The sequence below is a fragment of the Adhaeribacter radiodurans genome (assembly GCF_014075995.1).
GTDB classification, from domain to species: Bacteria; Bacteroidota; Bacteroidia; order Cytophagales; family Hymenobacteraceae; genus Adhaeribacter; species Adhaeribacter radiodurans.
On sequence record NZ_CP055153.1, the window covers coordinates 6,593,307 to 6,613,133 of the forward strand.

The following is a 19,827-nucleotide window of genomic DNA, read 5'->3' on the forward strand; positions in this document are numbered from 1 at the left end:
CTTTAATAAACTTATTTTGCTTGGTATTTAGTAAATTTTAAATACGAAACTAGGCTATACTAAAATCATCGGAAGCAACGTAGGCATTAATTAAAGCTTTTTCGCCTTCTTTGCCCGGTTGGGAGTTTCCGTGTTCCATGCCCATTACTCCTTTATAGCCTTTCTTGTAAATGTGTTCAAATACCTTCTTGTAGTTAATTTCGCCGGTAGTAGGTTCTTTCCGGCCGGGCTCGTCGCCAATTTGGATGTAGGCAATTTCATCCCAGCACTGGTCCATATTATAAATAAGCCGGCCTTCGTTTTTCTGCATGTGGTAAATGTCGTACAATATTTTGCAGGAAGGGCTGTTTACTCCTTTACAAATCATGTAAGTTTGATCGGAGTAGCGTAAAAACAAATTAGGCGTATCGCTGAGTGGTTCCAGTACCATTACTAAATTGTTTGGCTCCAGAATTTCAGCGCCGCGTCGCAATGCTTCAATAACATTACCCGTTTGAATGCCGATGGGAATATCCCGGTGGAAATCGCCGGGCACTACCGTCATCCACTTCGCATTTACGCGCTTCGCCGTTTCTACTGCTTTTTTGCAGCCATTCAAGAAAACATCAACGTACTCCTTTTTTCCAGCGGCTAAAGTATTTTGACCATTACCGCCTTTATCTACCACAAAAACACCCATGGTCATGCCCAACTTAGTTATGGTTTCGCCAATTTTGGTTTGCTCAGCAGTCGGGCGACCCATCATGCCGTTATCTTCCAAGGCCATAAAGCCATTATCAGCCATAAATTTAAGTTGATCTACCACGTCGTCGCCCGAACTATTTTTGAACATGCCAAAATGAGGGGCATAATTCAATTTAAATTTACGTTTGGGAGCAGCAATCAAAGGCGAAGCCAAAGTTTCGGGGGTAAGAGCAGCTGACCCTAATGCTACCGCCGCACTGGCAGCTAAGCCTTTTTGAAAGAAATTTCTACGGTTCATGAGTTTAAGGTATGTATAAGATATTCTTTAATGGAAGATGCAGTATTTAAATATAAAAGGATGAAGCTAGGCGTTAAATTTAAATTATTTAAAATAGAATAACCACTGAGCGGTATATTTTACAATATGTTTAACAAAGAATGTATTTTGTTAAGGATAGTACAGTTAATGTGCTTGTTTATTGTTGATTGCACAATAAGAAACAGGCTGCTGAAAAAATACCGAAGGAAATTTGTAATTTCTTTTCTGGTACAAAGTCCATTAATAATAGAAAATATCCGTAGTAACTATTATTTTTGGAAGGTAGGGAAGAATAAATTTAAAATCTTACCAGTTACTTAAATAGTGAAGTTTTGCCTTACAGGCAACAAAAAATTATTTAATATTAACCCAGTTTAAATTAGATAAACGCTTACTGTAAACAATGAACAGAAAACTAAGAATGGGCATGATTGGCGGCGGAAAAGACGCCTTTATTGGTGGGGTACACCGCATGGCTGCCGCTCTGGATGGTGAAATTGAGTTAGTTTGCGGCGCTTTCAGCAGCAACCCGGAAAAATCAAGAGCTTCTGGGGAAGCTTTGCGGCTGCCAACCGAGCGGGTGTACGCTAATTTTGAGGAGATGATCCAAAAAGAAAAAGAGCTGCCCGAAGGCGAACGCATGGATTTTGTTTCAATTGTAACCCCAAACCACATGCACTTTCCGCCCGCGAAAATGGCTCTGGAAAACGGTTTTCACGTGGTGTGCGATAAGCCCGTTACTTTAAATTTGCAAGAGGCTTTAGATTTAAGAGAAGTTATTAACCAAACAGGTTTGCTGTTCTGTCTGACGCATAACTACACTGGTTATCCTATGGTGAAAGAAGCCCGAGCTATGGTACAAAGCGGTAAACTGGGTAAAATCCGGAAGGTAATTGTAGAGTATCCGCAGGGCTGGCTGGCACAATTACTGGAAGCAACCGGCAACAAACAAGCCGATTGGCGCACTGACCCCGCCCGTTCCGGAGCAGCCGGTTGTATGGGCGACATTGGTACGCACGCCGAAAATCTGGCAGAATACATAACCGGATTAAAAATTACGGAGTTATGCGCCGACCTGACCACTTTTGTAGAAGGCCGCAAACTGGAAGACGACGGTAATGTGCTGCTGCGGTTCGATAATGGCGCTAAAGGCGTATTGCACGCCAGCCAGATTGCTAACGGCGAAGAAAATGATTTAAACATTAGGGTTTACGGAGAGTTTGGTGGTTTGCAGTGGTGGCAGATGGATCCGAATACGCTTATCTATAAAACCAACGAAGAAGGCGCACGTCGCCTGCGTCCGGGAGTAGGGCAACAATCCGAAGCAACCAAGGCGCATATCCGGGTACCGGCCGGTCACCCGGAAGCATTTCTGGAAGCATTTGCTAATTTATACCGCAATTTTGCTATTACCCTGCGTGCGCGCATGAACGGCGAAGAACCCAATCCAATTTACACCGACTTTCCGGGCATTGAAGCAGGTATTCGCGGATTAGCTTTTATTGATACCTGCATCGCCTCCGCTCACTCCGACCAGAAATGGACGAAGTTTGTGATTTAGGTTATAGTCCATAGTCGACGGTCCACAGTCCACAGAAAAATTAATTGTAAGTGATATAGTTTTTAGGATAACTTAATAATTTATTAAAAACTAGTTTTAAAGTTTATCAAAGCCTATTAAATGCTGATTATGATATCTTTAACTAAATAGTAAACCTTCTGTGGACTGTGGACCATCGACTATCTACTAAATTATGTCTTTTAAGTTTGAGGAGTTAAAAGTTTGGCAGCGTGCACTTGATTTTTCAGTAAAAATTCATGAGCTAACTTTATATTTTCCGAAAGATGAGTTGTATGTTCTTACTAGTCAGATAAAGCGAGCTGCCGATTCAATTGTATTGAACATTGCGGAAGGTTCTACCGGACAAACAAACCCTGAGTTTAATAAATTTTTAAGTTATGCTTTGCGATCCGGAATTGAAGTAGTAGCATGTTTGCATATCGCAAAAAAGCGAAACTTGATTGCTGATGCAAACTTTACTGTTTTATATTCTGAATTAGAAATAATCATAAAAATGATTCAAGCCTTACGTAAAACAATTAATAGTTAGTAGACCACAGACAACAGGCCACGGCTTCTAAATTTGAACAAGAAAGCCGAAGACTGTGGTCGGTTGATTATCAAATAAACTAACTTCTCCGTGGACTGTCGTCCATGGACTATCGACTAAATAAACTATTTTTAACCTTCCGTGGACTGTCGTCCATGGACTATCGACTAAAACACATGAAAGGACCCGGAATATTTTTAGCACAGTTCTTAGGCGACGAAGCCCCTTTTAATTCTTTTGAAAGTATTTGTAAATGGGCCGCTGGTTTAGGTTATAAAGGAGTGCAGATTCCGACCTGGGCCGGTAGCATTGTAGATTTAAAGCAATTAGCGGAAAGCAAAACTTACGCCGATGAATTTAAAGGCGTGGCGCAAGCCGCGGGAGTAGAAATTACCGAATTATCGACGCACTTACAAGGGCAATTAGTAGCGGTACACCCGGCTTACGATGCCATGTTCGATGGCTTTGCCCCGGCCGAATACCGGAACAATCCGAAAGCCCGTACTGAGTGGGCTGTGCAGCAGTTAAAATATGCCGCTAAAGCCAGTCAGAATTTAGGTTTAAATGCGCACGCTACTTTCTCAGGAGCGTTGCTATGGCATACGGTTTACCCTTGGCCACAGCGTCCTGCTGGTTTAGTAGAAACTGGTTTTAAAGAACTAGCAGATCGTTGGCTGCCTATCTTAAATGCTTTCGACGAAGTAGGAGTAGATGTATGTTACGAAATTCACCCGGGCGAAGACTTGCACGATGGCGTGACTTTCGAACGCTTTTTAGCGGCCACTGGTAACCACAAGCGGGTAAATTTACTTTATGATCCGAGCCACTTTGTGCTCCAGCAATTAGATTACCTGCAATACATTGATATTTACCACGAGCATATTAAAATGTTCCACGTAAAAGATGCCGAGTTTAACCCAACGGGCCGTTCCGGCGTTTATGGCGGCTATCAGGATTGGATTGACCGTCCGGGACGTTTCCGTTCATTAGGCGATGGCCAGGTAGACTTTATGGGCATATTTAGTAAATTAGCGCAGTACAACTACGAAGGCTGGGCGGTATTAGAGTGGGAGTGTGCCATTAAACACCCCGAAGATGGAGCTGCCGAAGGAGCACCGTTTATTCAGCAGCACATGATCCGTCGTACGGAGCGGGCATTTGATGATTTTGCCGGCACTGGCTCCGACGAAGCTTATAACCGTAAGGTTCTGGGATTAGATTAAATTGTTCCGACATACAGCATAAATCAAAAAGCCTGTTCCAACCGGACAGGCTTTTTTTAATTTTAACCTGATTTTAGCGGACTACTTCAATCCAACCTTTTATTTGTTTTCCTGTTTTGCGCAGTAAAAGGGTGTAATAGTAAGTACCTATAGTTAGGTCGGCCGCTGACCAACTATTATCATACCTATCTTTTTGCCATACAGGCTGCCCCCATCGATTGTAAATGGTTATCTGATTATCTGGGTAAAGCTCGATATAACGAATAGTAAAAAAGTCGTTCCGTCCATCGCCGTTGGGAGTGATAATATTGGGAATTATAGGTACATGCGAAAAAGAAAGGTTTATAGGGTTCGACCAGGAAATAAAGGTGCTGTTACGGGCAATCGCTTTAATGCGGTACTGGTGCGTAAAACCAGCGGTAGAAGAAAGTTCGGCGAAAGTTAAATTACTAGGATTAACCTGAACAACCTGTTTCAAATCTGCTTCTTCATCTAATTGGCGCCAAATTTCGTATCGTTCCACTCCGTCCGGCCAACCATCGTACCCGTTCCAGGTTAGTGTAATTTTGGCCTTGTTTTCTAAAGCTTCAGCTTTTAGCTGAATAGTATGATGCGGGTTGCTGGTAATCGGTTCGTTACAACCATTAAAGCCACTAACTTGATATTCATAGCTGCCAGCATCGGTGTTTATACCGGAATCGGTAAAAGTAAAGTTGTTGGGGTTACTAACGAAGGTCCAGGTGGCAGTTCCTAAGGGCCGCCGTTGCAAAGTAAGCGGACCTTGTAAACGATCCGCATCTGAGCTGGTCCAGGTTATTTCTACTTGCTTTTCATCGGCCAGGCTTACGCTTACATTTTGCATTACTAAAGCCGTATTATCTTTAAAAACATTCACCCGGAGTGTATCTGATACGCCAAAGCAAACCGTGTCTACGGTAGTACTTTTTTCTTGTATCCAGATTTTATGTTCGCCTAAACCTAGCCAATCAACACTCACAGAATTGGTGCCTTGTCCGGTAGTAATAAGGCCGCCTTTAATCCCCCAGGTATACACCGAACCAGTGGTATAGATAACCGTGTATTGGTTTTTCGCGGATTGATTCAGGCAGATTAACTCCAGGCCTTGGGGTGTTTCCGGTTTTAGTTCTACATTAATGCGCACGGGTAAGATGGTGGCGATACTCGCGCAGCCAAATTCGTTTAAAACGGTTACTTTAACTTGCGCCCGGGGATTTGTTGGTCCCCAGGTTACTTTAATGGCACCACTTCCTTGGCCGCTTACCAACTGCCCCCCCACCACCGACCATTGATAACGGTAACCGGGCTGTGTCACCACGGTATAATCTACCAGTTCTACTCCCGGGCAAACCGATTGACTGCCTTTGATAAGCGATTTTTCCGGAACAGGAAGTACTGAAATAACAACTTCGTCCACCCTTTCGCAATTACCATCGTTTACATATAAGATATAGTTTAAATCGAGCTTTTTAGTAATGGTATCGGCGTATTGAAAAACCGGGGTAGGAGAAGTAGGATCGCTGAGGTAATTAGTTGGTTCCCAGCGGTACGTATATTGCTGGTTATTAGTGCCACCCAGCGTAACCGACTGATTTTGGCAAACTGCCTGGTCCGGCCCGGCATTAGGTTTAAAGGAATATTCTGCTAAAAAGTTAGCGGCAAAAGTGGGTAAATGGCCGGTAATTTCTTTAGGCAGTACCAAGGCGTTCGGGATAACTGCACAGGCTATACCTGCGCGTTCCGGATAATTTATTACGGCTAAGGCCGTGTTGTTGTCTGGTTGTGTCAGATAGATTTTGCCGTCGGGGGCCAGTTGCGAAAAGCCTAAATTAATGGAGCCAGAATAAACGAGGATTTTAGAGGCCAAAATTTCCGATGCATCCGTTGAACTAAGATCGAACTGCCACATTTTTCTGGTATTTTGATATAAATCGTTTAGGTATAGTTTTTTACCGGAAGTTGAAAATTCTGCTTCCCAGCCTCTAGCCTCCAGCCGGAAAGATTTTGCCAATTTTCCGGTTTCCGGATTAAAATCAGCAATGCCGGTTCCTTCGTATCCAGGGTTACCATCATAGCCAAACACGATTTTATCGCCCTGAGGAGAAAACTTTAAATCACTTGAGTTGCCAATGGATACTGGCTCGGAGCGTACGGGGGTAGTTGCTATACCATCCGGGGTAATCTTATATGCCAGAAATAGATCTGTGCCAATCTCTGTTTGGACATTGGTATTAGTTTCCCCAACTAACCAGTACGTGTTATTCGCACATAGCGCAGAAACCGTAAAGGAACCGTGTAAATTAGAGTAAATAACTTTATCTTTTTCGAGTATTGCGCCCGAGCCATTGTTACCGGTAATATCTACCAGAGTGTACATTACGGCATTATTGGCTTCGGAATACTGTTCGCTGGAAACACTAATGTATCCGACGTAAAAAATGTAAAATAGCGTTCGGGAAGTAGGTTTTCGAATAATATAAATTTCACTTTGCGAATTTATATTCCAAGAGCCATTGGAAATAAGTATATTGTTTTTATTAAAAATACCCTGCTGGTTAGCCGATAAAAGTACCTGACCAGCCGTGTTGGAATATGTATAAGTAGAGAACCCTTCTTCGGTTCCTGCGTTAATAATTTCCGGTGAACCTTGCTTAAAATCTAAACCGTAACCATTCCCCAAATACCAAATAGTTGCTTCGTTTTGCGCATAACCAGGCACCGCGAGAAGCACCAATGTAATAAGGAGATAAACTTTTCGGGCGATAAGTTTTAGCGGTAGCATTTCTTTCGGGTATTTAGAAGTAATATAGGAAAGAACTGGTATTGGCGTATCCTGCTGCAAGTTTCTTTAAGAAAAAAAATTAAGAGGACCACATTTTAAGGAAGTCAGGTGCTGACGAGAAGTAAATTTAAAATAGATTAAGTAGAAGTGTGATTGCCAAAGAATAAAGTAGGATAGAGAATTCTGGATTTTAAGTTTTTTGCTTAAACAGGGAAGAAAATTAAAGCGGCCTGCTCACCAGAACAGGCCGCTTTAATCTATTTTCTAATTATTTACTAATTTTTTTACCAGGCAACAAAACTTGAAAAGCAAATCCTAAAGATTAATTAGTATTACCATCTCAGTAATTATAACTAGTCTATAAAATTAAAAACCGCTTTCCGGTAGGCTGAATGGGCCTTGCCGGAAAGCGGTTTTTAACTTACTTAATAAAAAGTACTAGGATTCGGGAATAAAGCTAACTGTTTTCAGGTAAGCGCGCCCGCCTGGTTGCACAGGTTTTATTACTAAATACACGTCTTGTAATTGACCGTTTGTCGCGTTTTTCTGTACTGGTACACTGGCCGTTACTTTTTGCCGGTTATCGGCAAAATCAACCGTGGTTTGCCCAATGATAGTACCATTTGCTTTGCCACTACGTAACTCCACCTGGTATTTGCCCGGTCGTCCACTGCCAAAGCCAGCTAACTCAATGCGGCTAATACCGGTTAAATCCAGTTGTTCGCCTTTAATGTAGCCTTCGGTATTGGGTAAAGTTAAGTAACGAGCACCAGCGGAGTCTTTAGGCGCAAAGCCTTTTACTTCGCGGAAATCCGACACATCCATGGTGGTATTGCGCAAGTAAATAGCCTGGGAACCGGAAAGAGGTTGAATACCGGCGCCACCAGCATCGGTGTAGGTCGCCATTAACCGGAATACATTATTTTGCTTTTTCTCTTCGTTTATGCTAGGTACAATCTTACCAACTGCTGGTAAACTAGGTTTGTTACTATCCGCATTAGCCAGCGATAAAATAAAGGTAACAATTTGTCGTACGTCGCCTTCTTTCATGGTTAAGTGAGCTGGCATTACGTTTTCGCCCCAAACACCGCCGCCACCTTTGATAATTTTACCAATCAGGTAATCATGTGCGCGGGTATCTTTCTGGTACCGCTTGGCTACATCGGTGAAAGCTGGCCCAATAGATTTTTCAGTAATACTGTGGCAAGCTTTACAATCGGAGTTCATCATCAGGTTTTTGCCCAAAATAGCTTCTGAAATTACCTGGTGACCAGTAGAAGCCGCCGCCATGTCGCGACCTTGAATATAATCAGTAGAAACAAACAAGTTTTTCGGGTCTACTTTCGCTCCTTCATCTACTACCTTTACCGAATAATTAACCGGTTTATTAGGGAAGTAGAAAGATTTATTGCCCTGAATGGCGATGTTTACTACGGGTTGTTCATTACCAGCATAAACTGTTACCACGTTGCTGCTGCTGAAAGCTTTCTTGTCGTCCAGTACTTGTACCTGCACTTTATAATCACCGGCTTTATTCAGGGTGTATTTCAGGCTAGGCTCTTTAGTTTCTTTTTTAATATCGCCAATACTCCACACGTAAGTTAAATTATCTTTTTCCGGATCGGTAGCTTTTACGCTGGCAGTAAAGGTAAATGGCAAGTTACCGTTCAGGTTGTCGATGTCTAAAGTAGATACTTTGGGCGGACGGTTACCAGCTAAGTAATCTACGCGCGAGATACCAGCATCGGGGTTTTTCGAGAACCAGCCTTTACCGTATTCCAATAAGTAAAGCCGGCCATCCGGACCTACTTCCATATCAATAACCGCCGCTAATTTGGCGTTTTGCATAAAGGGCTCCATTTTATCGTAGTTATTATCCTTATTTAAGGTTACTACTTTTATCCAGTCGCGGATCCATTCGTAAATAAAGAGCTTGCCGTTATAATAATCGGGGTAACGGGTTTCTTTCGGATACATATCGGAGTAATAAACCGGACCTGCCATGGCATTACGGCCACCAGTGCCTACCTGCGGGAATTCTGGCGATTCAGCGTATGGATACCAGATAAAGGCTGGCATAGCTGGAGGTAATTCAGTTAAACCTGTATTGTTGCGGGAGTTATTAATCGGCTTGGCCGGATTGAAAAGTTCACCACTTTTACCAGTAGCGTAATCAAAAGCCCGGTAAGGGTAATTATTACCGATAAATAATGGCCAGCCAAAGAACCCGGCTTTTTTGGCCTGGTTTACTTCGTCGTACCCGCGTGGTCCGCGGGTAGCCATACTGTCTTCGCGGGCATCGGGTCCTACTTCGCCCCAGTACAAAATGCTATTCTTCTGATCGACGGAAATACGATACGGGTTACGATGACCCATGGTGTAAATTTCCGGGCGGGTTTTAGCTGTACCTTTCGGGAATAAGTTACCTTCCGGAATTTCGTAAGTACCATCAGGTTTTACGCGGATGCGCAGAATTTTACCGCGTAAATCGTTGGTATTGCCCGAAGACCGGCGAACATCGTATTGAATATGACCAGGAATATCGTTTAAAGGAGCAAAGCCCGAGCTTACGTAACGGGCATTAGGTTCGTTAAAAGGGGTAGAATTATCGCCGGTAGAAAGATACAACAACTTATCAGGGCCAAACGCAATAGAACCACCAGTATGGCAGCAAATTTCACGTTGTGAATAAAGCTGCAGAATCATTTTTTCTGATTTACGATCCAAAGAATCGCCCCGGAAAGTAAACCGGGATAAACGGTTTACTGAGGTATCGGCGGGACTGTAATAGAGATAAACGTAATTATTGGTTTTAAAATCCGGATCGGCCGCTAAACCTAGTATTCCTTCTTCGGCATTAACGCCTTTGGTATTCGTCCGAAAGTACACGTTTAGCGCGCCTACTTGTTTTACTTTTTGCTCTTTCTGGCTGTACAGCATGAGTTCGCCGCGGCGTTGCGCTACTAAAACATCCAGGTTAGGCAATATGGCCATTTCGGTAGGCTCGTTGAAGTTGCCCTGATCCAGTAAGGTTTTTACGAAACGATCATCTTCCGGTACGTTTTGAGTTTTAGCTTTGGCATAATCTAAAGGTTCGTTCTTCCCAATAGCATAACGAAGTCCTCCTAAAACGTGCTTCAGGTATTGTGGATCCGTATACGATTCATCGGTATGGCCTAAACCGGTATAAAATGCGCGCCCGCCATCGTACTCGTGGTACCAGGCTATCGGATGGTTTTTGCCATTTTTGCCGCCTTCGTAGGTGCTTTCATCCAGGTTCATTAACACCTTAATGTCCGGGTTTATTTTTTTGTAGCTGTACCATTCGTCCCAGCGCTTCCATTTTTTAGGAAGATGTTTAGTAGCACCATTCTTGCGGTCAATCACCTGTACAACCGCATTCTGTTGCTTCGGATGGTTCAGAAAGTAAGCACCTACCAGTCGGCCGTACCAGCCCCAATCGTATTCGGTGTCGGCAGCAGCGTGAATTCCCATAAAACCACCACCTGCCTGGATATACCGTTCAAAAGCTGCTTCTTGGTAATTGTTTAACACATTACCAGTAGTGCTTAAGAAAACCACGGCGGCATATTGCTTTAAATTAGAGTCGTTAAAAGCAGTTGAATCGGTAGTGGTATCCGCGTCCATATCGTTTTCGCGGGCTAATTGAAGGAGAGCAAGCTGGCCTTTGGCAATAGAGGCATGGTGATAACCAGCGGTTTTACTAAAAATTAAGATTTTCGGCTTTACTACTAATTTGCTGAAAGTAAATAATGCCAGAATCAAAATGGCAAAAGTACTTCCGGCTACAAGCCGCCAGGTATTTTTAATTTTCATTACTTTTTTTATTAATCTATTTAGTATTTGTTTGTTTTTACGTGTTCTTACGGTTTGTTACAGGAGACAACAGGGTGTTAGGTCATACTACTATTTACGAAACTAAATTTTCGTCTAAGTTAACTCATTTCAGAATAATTATAAAAACTGATTTTATTTACCTAAGGTTATCTCTTTCTTTTCCCGAATTTACTTTCTATAACGCGTAAACCTACTCTTATAAGGTGTTTTGCTCAAAATGTTAGTTTAAAGCAGATAGGTGGAATTTTTGAGGGCGGAATTCTTTAAATAAAACTCAATGTTTAACGGGTTTTAGTTTAAATGATTTACTTAATTAAGCATAATATTGTATAATTTACAAAATAAATAAAATTCAATCTTTAATGATAAAAAATATTGCGCCGATTAGTTTTAAATTATTTATTTTTAGACAAATTTCAGTTTACCACATCATACTTTAAACAAAGCTTTAATGAAGATTAGTCTAAAAAAAGTAAAACTGTTAGCCTTATTTGCTTTAGCCGTTTCTGCCTCGTATGCGGGTACCCTAAAGGTCCGGCAAACTACTGGGAAAAGCGATAATACGTTAACTGCCGCAGAAAAGAAAGCAGGTTACACTTTGCTTTTCGATGGAAAAACCATTAATCAGTTTCGCGGTTTTCGCAAAGAAAATGTGCCAGCCAGCTGGGGCGTAGAAGACGGTGCTATTACGTTAGTAGGGAAAGGAGCGGGCGATCTGATTACTAAAAACCAATACGAAAATTACGAACTGTTGCTCGACTGGAAAATCTCGGAAGGCGGTAACAGTGGTATTATATATAATGTGTCCGAAGATCCGCAGTACGAGGCTACTTACCATACCGGCCCGGAAATGCAGGTACTCGATAATGATAAACACCCCGATGCGAAACAAGGTAAAAATGGTAACCGCCAGGCCGGCGCTAATTACGACATGATTCCTCTGTCGGCGCCAGCTGTAAAGCCAGTTGGCCAATGGAACCACGTTAAGTTAGTAGTAAATAAAGGCCATGTAGAGCATTGGTTAAACGGCAAAAAAGTAGTAGAATACCAATTAGGCAGCCCTGAGTGGCAAGCTTTAGTAAAAGAAAGCAAGTTTGCTTCTATGCCAGGATACGGTAAAATTAAGAAAGGCCATATAGCCTTACAGGATCACGGCGATAAAGTTTGGTATAAAAATATCAAAATCCGTCAGCTATAGTAAGCTGCCAGGATTATAGTACGCAATCAATGAGATGATACTTTAATCTATCATAACTCTTCCACATTAAAAAACTCTAAACTTAAATCATAATGAACGACAACATTAACAAAAATGCATTGTTTTATGGGAGTTGCTTTGCCCTTATTACTACTGGATTATCTTATTCAATCAGGGCCGGTATTCTAACTCAACTTCAGGCGGATTTTAATCTTACCGAAACCCAATTAGGACTTATTAATTCTATGTGGTTTTTTGGTTTCCCTATTTCCATGGTAATAGGTGGGTTAGTTTATCATTCGTTAGGGCCCAAAAACATCATGAGGATAGCTTTTGTGGCGCACACATTGGGAGTGTTGCTTACCGTTTTTGCTACGGGTTATGTGAGTTTACTTATCTCCATGTTGTGTATAGGTTTAGGTACGGGCTGTACAGAAGCAGCTTGTAATCCAATGATTGCCGACATGTATTCCGGGGTAACCATGAACAAAATGTTAAACAGGTTTCACATGTGGTTTCCAGGTGGGATTATTATGGGTTCACTAATTTCCAAGTTTATGAGCGATGCCGGTTTAGGCTGGCAGGCCCAAATGGGAGTAATTATGATACCAGCTATTGCTTATTTTATTTTGTTCTTAGGAAAAACTTTCCCTAAGCCTCATGTAGAAGTGGCTACTTCACTTGGTCAGAATATAAAAGCTATGCTTAGCCCGTTATACATCTTCTTGATTGTATGTATGGCTCTTACTGCTATATCTGAATTTGGACCTGGCCAATGGGTAGGAATTATATTGGGCAGTAGTGGTGCCGACCCAATGTTAATTTTAGCTTTAACTGCGGGATTAGTAACAATAGGCAGATTTTTCGCCGGTCCAGTGGTAGCAACTCTTGGTCAAACGGGAGTATTACTGTTTGGCGCCATCTTTACCGCTATTGGTATTTATATGTTTAGTACTGTAACGGGTTCTATGGCGTATGTGGCAGCTGTTATTTATGCTTTGGGTTATTGTTATTTCTGGCCAGTAATGGTAGGGGCTGTAGCCCAAAGAGTTCCATTAAGCAGTGCGCTTGGTATGTCCATCATCGGGGCTGTAGGAATGTTTTCTTCTGGTATTTTTCAGCCAATTATTGGTGGCTGGATCGAAGGTTCCAATGCAGCATATACCGCTCAGGGACTTACCGGAAGTGCTTTAGAATTAGCTACTGGTCAGGCTACCTTGCTTAAAATGCTTTCTTTTCCGGCTATTTTAATTGTGCTGTTTACCATTTTGTTTTTCTGGCAAAGAAATTCCAAAAAAACCAAAGAAATGCAAATGGCTGGTCATTATTAATTTTAAAAAGATCAGTAACAAATGTGATCTTAATATTAAAAAAGAAAAGGCTGCTGGAACACTGGCAGCCTTTTCTTTTTAATTGCAGAAAATATCGAAGCCATTGAGGTAAAGCGGATCAATACATCCTCGGAGAGATATCTTGTTTTGTTTTTATAATAAAATACAAGAAAGTGTATTACTTTATACCTTGAGTAGATAATAAATTTAAAAATTAGAGGCTTGTTATTAAAAATCAAGTAAGACGATGATGTAAATCAGCTTTAGTTACCATAACATTAAATATATTTAACGTTAAAATAGAAAACATTCTTTCATTATGAGTCCTTTAAGAATTTTTTGTGTAGTAATGGCCCTAGCCTTCTTGTATGCTACAGCCGTGCAGTATAACGATCCGGATCCTTATTATTGGATGCCCATTTATCTTATTCCGGCGGTTATATCCCTATTAATTTTCTTTGGGCGCGGCAACAGCCTGAAACCAGTACTTTTAATTTTAGCCTTAATTTATCTGGCGGGAACGTATTATATGTGGCCTGCCCATTGGGAAGGGGTTGCTTTGCAACATGGCATGAAAACCATAAACATTGAAGAAGGCCGCGAATCGTTGGGCCTTGCAATTGCTGGTTTTACTTTGGTAGTTTACTTTTTGGCCTTAAACCGGCACAAGCACATTATTACTTAACTCTTTCTGTAATTTAAATCAATAAAAAAAGCCGGTAACCACCGGCTTTTTTTATTGATTAACCAGTAGCTATATTGGGTAGCTTAAGCAACATCTTTATTATTATTTATGCGTACTCGTAGGCAAAACATTTTCAATCGTATTTTCATATGAAGTATACTTTACTATTAATTTTTTTGCCTTTAGTTCTGCCAAGTATTACACTCGCTCAAACTACTTCGGAGCCACAAGAACTGGAATCCGATCGGCCTACTTTTAGCCAAGGAGCCACCATAGTGCCGCACAAAACCATTCAGATTGAAACCGGCCTGGAATACCGGAAAGATGAAACAAAAGAAGAGCAGGAAAAAGATTTTATATATCCTACTACCTTAATCCGGGTAGGAATATTGAAAAAAGTTGAACTACGGTTTAACGTAGATTTTGAGCAACAAAAGCACCAATACATTGAAGGAAATACTGCGCCAGGTCAACCGGGAAAATTAAAAGGGCTTGATAACGTGCGGGTAGGTACTAAAATAGCATTAGTAGAAGGAGAAGGGGCTATGCCTTATATAAGCGTTTTAGGTAATGTAACTTTACCCGTAGGCAGTAAGAATCTTCGTCCGCCGCATGCCGCGCCAGAAGTCCGGTTGCTATTTAAAAACGAACTTACTGAAAAGTTGAATCTACAATACAATGTGGGTTACCGGAAGCATAAAGACCAAGAAGAGTATCGTGGCGAAATGATATACAGCGTTAATGCTAATTTTAAACTAAACGATAACCTCCAGACCTTTGCCGAGTACGAAGCCACCAAAGCTGTGAATCAGCCGGTAGATAGTAGTATTAATGGTGGTTTTATGTATAAAGTACTGCCTAACTTACAACTGGATGTATTTAGCGGAACCAGCGTATCCGAAGCAGCGCCCGATTTTTATATTGGAGGGGGTATAACTTGGCGCATTCCTCGTTAATGTTGGCTGTTATTTCAGATAGATTATAGTAATTAGTAATACCCAAACTCTTAATTAACTGCCATAAGGATTACAAAGAATGAAACCTAGTACCAGGTTTCATTCTTTGTAAAATACTCTTAGAGTAAATACTACTTGGTACCATTAGATTGTATCAGTAGTATTTAAATTTTGAATCCCTCAGGAGGAAACTATTTGGCTAGGTAGCTCAATAGTTTCCTCCTGAGGGACTTGATATTATCTGTAAACCTCTTGCTCTTGTTGTAAATGTGCCAGCATTATATCAAATACTTGAGTGGGCTCGATAGAATCAGTTGGAAGCAGGTTTTTATTTTTTGTTATAAACAAAGGTCCGTTGACAGGCGATTCTGGTTGGCGACCATGTGAGCCACCTACCAAAGTAGCATCCAGCGGAATAATATCCATAAGCATCCGGAAACCGAGTTTTTTCTTTAATACTTTAAACCCTACTTTAGGCATAAGCATTTTAATTTCCGGATTGGTAAACATTTCTACCGGGTCGAAACCGGGCTTGCGGTGAATATCAATAACACGGGCAAAATCCGGAGCTTTGGCATCATCCAACCAATAATAGTAAGTAAACCACGAATCTTTATCTGCAATAGCTACTAATTCACCGGCCCTTTCATGGTCGATGTGGTAAGCTGCTTTTTCTTCCGGACCCAGTACCTTCTCTACGCCGGGTACGCTTTCTATTAGTTTCCGAACTTCGGCGAGTTTGGATAGATCGTTTACATAAATATGCGCAATTTGATGATCGGCTACGGCAAAAGCTTTGCAAGTGCCTGGGTCTAACAATTCTAAGCCACGTTCTTCGCGAATGGAAATATAATTGTGCCGCCGCAAAACCCGGTTTAAATGTACGGGCTGGCTTACCTTGGCAATACCATACTCCGACAGAATAATTACCTGGGCACCCCGGCCTTCGAAATAGGTAATTAACTCGCCTACCAACTGGTCTATTTCCAGTAAGTCTTTGGCCACCCGGGCATCCTGCGGGCCATACCGTTGGGTATTATAATCCAAGTGCGGTAAATAAGCGAGCGTAAGCGTAGGATCGTACAATCTATCGGTTTCTATAGCTGCATTTGCCAACCAACGGCTGGCGTTAATGGTTGTACGGGGTCCCCAATATTCAAACAGCGGGAAAGTGCCTAACTTTTGCGTGAGCTTATCGCGTAGGTCCATGGGGTAAGTGTAGCAATCTGGCATTTTACGGCCATCGGCTAAATACTGCGGTCGGGGAGTAACTGTATAATCGGCGGTGGAATTCATGGCATACCACCAGTTAATGTTAGCGCAAGTAAACGTAGGATCTTGTTCACGGGCTACTTCCCAAATTTTAGGCGCTTGTACCAGTTTATTAGATTGGTGCCAGTTGCGGATTTCGCACACATCCCGGAAATACCAACCATTGGCTACAATACCGTGTTCGCTGGGCCACTTGCCGGTAAGATAAGTAGATTGTACGGAACAGGTAACGGCTGGCAATACATGGCCAACGGACGCTAGCTTGGCATTATCCGACCATTTTTTTAAAAAAGGAGTATTTTCGCCAATGGCGGCAGGAGTTAATCCTACTACATCCAGAACTACTGTTTTACGCATTTTATTCTTGCTCTAATAACAAAACTATATAAGCAATAAGTCTTGTGTTTAAATAAAAGTAATTATCAAAGAGTACAACGGTTTGTTAACTGAACTAAGTGTATTATTTATAATTTACTGGTTCAGGCATTATCTACCTAAATCAGTAGCACTATTTAGTTATAAAAGAAAAACTAGCCGTGATTATTAATCTAACCTTATTCTGGCCATTGTGCTAATACCCAGGATAGTTCGCGCTCAATAGAAGCTCCCAAATCTTGTTTTAGCTCACCGGGTAAAACTCCCCAGGTATAAGTTTCTACTTCTAAATGTTTGGTTACCGGGTTATCAGGTAATAATTGTAAGGTTTTAATTATCTCGTCTTGGGTAGATTGCAGGCGGTTAAACCTATCTACAAAAATAGGAACGTGAAAATGAGTACGCCATTCGGTAGCCTCTGCATCCTGAATATGCTCCAGTGCCGGAGGTAAATCGGGGTATTGCACAATTGAACCATCCGCATTTTTTACTAAAACCTGATGCAGGTAAGTAGATTCTACGAAAGGCTGAAATGCTTGCTTTATTTCTTCGCGCTCTTCACTATCGCCCGAAAATTGAGCTTTTAGAGCTGCACTAATTTGTATCTTACCCACTTGAATGCCTGCTTCTGCTAGTTGTTGCAAAACAGTTTGCGGTTCTTCGTAGGCCAAGGCAAAATGGCACACATCGTAGCACAACTGAATGTGCGTTTTAGTAATTTTTTCGGCCTGATCCGCTGATAAACCAAGTTGAGTTCCCAGATAATCAATAGTTACCGGTAAAAGCCAGCTTTTGTAATAATTTAAAAATTCAGCGGCGTTTTCCAGTAAACCGTCGGGTTCCGGTTCTATATCAATATGAATGGTTTTGCCGGTTTCTTGTTGCAGTTGGTATAAGCTTTCTACCAGCCTAGCCATATGGGTAGTGGCTTGCTCTAAAATTTCTTCGGTATGCGCCGGATCATTGCCCAGCCAGGGTTTATAAGATAGCGGCGAGGTGGAGATACCGCCGTCCATACCTTCGGGAAGTAATTCGGCCAGTATACGACTCAAGCGTTGGGTGTATTCGAGCCGAGCCTCAGTCGTCCAATCGGGATGATGTACGGCATCTTTTACCACTTGCCCGTGAAAGCCGCCAAATGGAAAACCGTTCATGGTAAAAATATACAAGCCATTCTGTTGGAGCCAGAATTTAAATTCGGCCAGATAGTTTTGAGTAATTATATCTTTACTGGCCCGGTCTGAAAGGCGCAAACCAATTCCAAAGGGTTTATCCGGTGATAAATGGGCTTTAATAGGTAAAACGTAGGTTTTAAGACTTTCGAAAACTTCGGCCCAGGTTTCGCCGGGATGGATGTTGGTGCAATAGGTTAAATGGTAGCCTTGTCCGATATTCATGAAGGATTACTTTGCTTTGTATAGAGAACTGGAAAATTAACGGGAATGAGGTAAAAAAGTAAAAAGTTAAGTTATTTATTTATGTGAATAGCCTTTTGCTGTAAGTGGACTTTTAATTAATAGCACGAAATTGGTTTAAAATCTACTACCCCAACCCCACCTTATCTGAGGTGGGTAGCTTTTCCATACCTTTTAATAATTTAAATGAGCCATTTACTTCATTCAAAAAATAATCTGCGTAAATCCGCGATTCAAAAATTACGATTTATTCCGGCGGAAACCCCGGATTTTAGTAGGTTTTTTCTCCTCAAAAGGTTTACCGGTACGCTTATCAATAACGCCTTCGTGTAAGTGTTGCTTTTTCTCGTGGAAGGCCCCTTTAAAGTCCGGATTGGCCCGCCGCTTTTGTTTATCGATTTCCTTGGCCATTTCCTGACCTTCAGCAAATTTAGTTTTCGCTATTTCTACTTCGGTCGGCAACGGTTCTTCCGGAATTGCCATATTAATAATTTTTTCAATTTCGCGGATGTGGTGCATTTCGGCTTCGGTGGCAAAAATAATGGAAGCGCCTTCCTGCTCAGCCCGACCGGTGCGGCCAATACGGTGCACGTAATCTTCGTAAATAATAGGCACATCAACGTTTATCACGTGGCTCACGCCCGATATATCAATACCCCGGGAAGCTACATCAGTAGCCACTAAAAACCGAACTTCGCCGCTTCTAAAAGCATCCATAGCGTTAATACGGGTGTTCTGGCCTTTGTTACCGTGAATAACCCGTACCGTACCGCGGGCGCTATCGTCCACAAATGCGGCTACTTTTTCGGCGTTGGTTTTGCTGCGGGTAAATAAAATAACGCGGGTAAAGGTTTCCTCGTCTTTAAATAAATAGCGCAGCATATTTAATTTCGTTTGCATATTCGGAATCTGGTATAATACCTGCGACACCGTTTCTACGGGGGTAGCCGACGGAGTTACTTCTATTTTCATCGGAAATTCGAGAAACTCAGCGGTTAAATTTTCGAGGCGCGGGTGCATGGTAGCCGAGAATAGCAAATTCTGGCGTTTACGCGGAATTACTTCCAGAATGCTCCGTATTTGCGGCATAAATCCCATGTCCATCATTTTATCAGCTTCGTCGAGTACCAGGGTTTTTAGTTCTTTTAAAACTAAATCGCCCTTTAAATAAATTTCCATTAAGCGCCCCGGCGTAGCTACCAGAATATCCAAGCCTTTTTTTATCTGTTCAATTTGGGTTTTAGGTCCAATGCCACCGTAAATTGCTAAAAAGCGTAAATCGGTATATTTAGCCAACTGCCGGATACTCTCTTCTATTTGCATGGCCAACTCGCGGGTAGGGGATAAAATAATTGCTCGCGGGTGCAGGCCTTGCGCGTACTTTACTTTCATGAGCAAGGGCAATAGGTACGCGGCAGTTTTACCAGTGCCTGTTTGCGCCACGCCCATTACATCGTGCCCGGCGGTAATAAGCGGAATGGTTTGCTGTTGCACGGGCGTAGGGGTGGTATAACCCGCATCGGCCACGGCATTTAGCAACTGGCGGTTTAGTTTAAAATCTTCAAAAGTTATAGTTGGGGCAGCTTCTTTCTCTTCCATC

The 19,827-nt window shown here is 42.0% G+C and carries 13 protein-coding genes; 7 read left to right on the forward strand and 6 right to left on the reverse strand.

The features are described from left to right. Positions 1–49: 49 nt before the first annotated feature. A complete protein-coding gene (locus tag HUW48_RS26000) occupies positions 50–982 on the reverse strand; it encodes a TIM barrel protein (RefSeq protein WP_182413708.1) in 933 nt (310 codons plus the stop codon). Positions 983–1,424: 442 nt separating this feature from the next. Here HUW48_RS26000 and HUW48_RS26005 point away from each other — a divergent pair, with 442 nt between their 5' ends. The 3 genes from HUW48_RS26005 to HUW48_RS26015 all read left to right on the forward strand — a co-directional run bounded on the left by HUW48_RS26005 (position 1,425) and on the right by HUW48_RS26015 (position 4,337). Next, positions 1,425–2,564, forward strand: coding sequence for a Gfo/Idh/MocA family protein (locus HUW48_RS26005; RefSeq protein ID WP_182416529.1), 1,140 nt, complete (start codon positions 1,425–1,427; stop codon positions 2,562–2,564). A 193-nt stretch (positions 2,565–2,757) separates the two neighbouring features. Then, positions 2,758–3,114: a four helix bundle protein gene (locus HUW48_RS26010; RefSeq protein WP_182413709.1), complete on the forward strand. Its 357-nt coding sequence runs from the start codon at positions 2,758–2,760 to the stop codon at positions 3,112–3,114. Between the two features lie 155 nt (positions 3,115–3,269). After that, a complete protein-coding gene (locus HUW48_RS26015) occupies positions 3,270–4,337 on the forward strand; it encodes a sugar phosphate isomerase/epimerase family protein (protein WP_182413710.1) in 1,068 nt (355 codons plus the stop codon). A gap of 73 nt (positions 4,338–4,410) precedes the next feature. Here HUW48_RS26015 and HUW48_RS26020 read toward each other — a convergent pair whose 3' ends face one another. Continuing rightward, a complete protein-coding gene (locus HUW48_RS26020; RefSeq protein ID WP_182413711.1) occupies positions 4,411–7,137 on the reverse strand; it encodes a T9SS type B sorting domain-containing protein in 2,727 nt (908 codons plus the stop codon). A gap of 438 nt (positions 7,138–7,575) precedes the next feature. Continuing rightward, the gene (locus HUW48_RS26025) at positions 7,576–10,974 is read right to left on the reverse strand and encodes a ThuA domain-containing protein (RefSeq protein WP_182413712.1); all 3,399 of its coding nucleotides are present in this window, start codon (positions 10,972–10,974) and stop codon (positions 7,576–7,578) included. A 472-nt stretch (positions 10,975–11,446) separates the two neighbouring features. Here HUW48_RS26025 and HUW48_RS26030 point away from each other — a divergent pair, with 472 nt between their 5' ends. The 4 genes from HUW48_RS26030 to HUW48_RS26045 all read left to right on the forward strand — a co-directional run bounded on the left by HUW48_RS26030 (position 11,447) and on the right by HUW48_RS26045 (position 15,165). Then, on the forward strand, positions 11,447–12,193 hold the full coding sequence (locus HUW48_RS26030) for a 3-keto-disaccharide hydrolase (protein WP_182413713.1): 747 nt from the start codon (positions 11,447–11,449) through the stop codon (positions 12,191–12,193). Positions 12,194–12,285: 92 nt separating this feature from the next. Continuing rightward, positions 12,286–13,524: an MFS transporter gene (locus HUW48_RS26035; RefSeq protein WP_182413714.1), complete on the forward strand. Its 1,239-nt coding sequence runs from the start codon at positions 12,286–12,288 to the stop codon at positions 13,522–13,524. Positions 13,525–13,843: 319 nt separating this feature from the next. Next, positions 13,844–14,209, forward strand: a complete 366-nt coding sequence (locus HUW48_RS26040) for a transmembrane 220 family protein (protein WP_246343628.1) — start codon at positions 13,844–13,846, stop codon at positions 14,207–14,209. A 149-nt stretch (positions 14,210–14,358) separates the two neighbouring features. Further along, on the forward strand, positions 14,359–15,165 hold the full coding sequence (locus tag HUW48_RS26045; protein ID WP_182413715.1) for a transporter: 807 nt from the start codon (positions 14,359–14,361) through the stop codon (positions 15,163–15,165). Between the two features lie 237 nt (positions 15,166–15,402). Here the strand turns inward: HUW48_RS26045 and HUW48_RS26050 are convergent, their stop codons facing one another. From HUW48_RS26050 to HUW48_RS26060, 3 genes are all read right to left on the reverse strand, one after another. Further along, on the reverse strand, positions 15,403–16,794 hold the full coding sequence (locus HUW48_RS26050; RefSeq protein ID WP_182413716.1) for an alkaline phosphatase family protein: 1,392 nt from the start codon (positions 16,792–16,794) through the stop codon (positions 15,403–15,405). Positions 16,795–16,991: 197 nt separating this feature from the next. Continuing rightward, positions 16,992–18,209 (reverse strand): metabolite traffic protein EboE, encoded by a 1,218-nt coding sequence (gene eboE, locus HUW48_RS26055; RefSeq protein WP_182413717.1) that lies wholly within the window; start codon positions 18,207–18,209, stop codon positions 16,992–16,994. A 258-nt stretch (positions 18,210–18,467) separates the two neighbouring features. Then, positions 18,468–19,826 (reverse strand): DEAD/DEAH box helicase, encoded by a 1,359-nt coding sequence (locus HUW48_RS26060; RefSeq protein WP_182413718.1) that lies wholly within the window; start codon positions 19,824–19,826, stop codon positions 18,468–18,470. Between the last annotated feature and the right edge of the window lies 1 nt (position 19,827).

Coding starts and splice junctions, on each gene's coding strand:
- HUW48_RS26000 (WP_182413708.1), bottom strand. CDS start 982: ATGAACCGTAGAAATTTCTTTCAAAAAGGCTTAGCTGCCAGTGCGGCG.
- HUW48_RS26005 (WP_182416529.1), top strand. CDS start 1,425: ATGGGCATGATTGGCGGCGGAAAAGACGCCTTTATTGGTGGGGTACAC.
- HUW48_RS26010 (WP_182413709.1), top strand. CDS start 2,758: ATGTCTTTTAAGTTTGAGGAGTTAAAAGTTTGGCAGCGTGCACTTGAT.
- HUW48_RS26015 (WP_182413710.1), top strand. CDS start 3,270: ATGGACTATCGACTAAAACACATGAAAGGACCCGGAATATTTTTAGCA.
- HUW48_RS26020 (WP_182413711.1), bottom strand. CDS start 7,137: ATGCTACCGCTAAAACTTATCGCCCGAAAAGTTTATCTCCTTATTACA.
- HUW48_RS26025 (WP_182413712.1), bottom strand. CDS start 10,974: ATGAAAATTAAAAATACCTGGCGGCTTGTAGCCGGAAGTACTTTTGCC.
- HUW48_RS26030 (WP_182413713.1), top strand. CDS start 11,447: ATGAAGATTAGTCTAAAAAAAGTAAAACTGTTAGCCTTATTTGCTTTA.
- HUW48_RS26035 (WP_182413714.1), top strand. CDS start 12,286: ATGAACGACAACATTAACAAAAATGCATTGTTTTATGGGAGTTGCTTT.
- HUW48_RS26040 (WP_246343628.1), top strand. CDS start 13,844: ATGAGTCCTTTAAGAATTTTTTGTGTAGTAATGGCCCTAGCCTTCTTG.
- HUW48_RS26045 (WP_182413715.1), top strand. CDS start 14,359: ATGAAGTATACTTTACTATTAATTTTTTTGCCTTTAGTTCTGCCAAGT.
- HUW48_RS26050 (WP_182413716.1), bottom strand. CDS start 16,794: ATGCGTAAAACAGTAGTTCTGGATGTAGTAGGATTAACTCCTGCCGCC.
- eboE (WP_182413717.1), bottom strand. CDS start 18,209: ATGAATATCGGACAAGGCTACCATTTAACCTATTGCACCAACATCCAT.
- HUW48_RS26060 (WP_182413718.1), bottom strand. CDS start 19,826: ATGGAAGAGAAAGAAGCTGCCCCAACTATAACTTTTGAAGATTTTAAA.